Genomic DNA, 353 nt, shown 5'->3' with positions numbered 1-353 from the left:
CACCTCGCACCCGATGACGGCCCGCAACCTCATGGGCCAGATGGACGGCACGCGCAATCCGAAGCCTACGGAGGCCGACTTCGACCAGCGGATCTTCGTGCCCGAGCCAGGCGGCAATGACCCGGCCGGTTCGAAGGACCCGGCCTGGATGGCGAACGGCTCCTACGCCGTCGTACGCCGTATCCGCATGCTCCTCGACGACTGGGAGCACCTCTCGGTCAAGGCCCAGGAGGACGTCATCGGACGCCGCAAGTCCGACGGGGCGCCGCTGTCGGGGGGCACCGAGACCACCGAGATGGACCTGGAGAAGACGGACAAGGCGGGGAATCTGGTCGTCCCCATCAACGCCCACG

The 353-nt window shown here is 68.0% G+C and carries 1 protein-coding gene; it reads left to right on the top strand.

The features are described from left to right. On the top strand, positions 1-353 hold a 353-nt coding region (locus tag ACLZOT_RS50735; protein ID WP_416976085.1), incomplete at both ends, for a Dyp-type peroxidase.

This window comes from Streptomyces sp. 4F14 (assembly GCF_048159485.1).
Classification (GTDB): domain Bacteria; phylum Actinomycetota; class Actinomycetes; order Streptomycetales; family Streptomycetaceae; genus Streptomyces.
The sequence above is the reverse complement of the archived record's forward strand: the minus strand, read 5'-3'. Positions and strand labels throughout refer to the sequence as shown.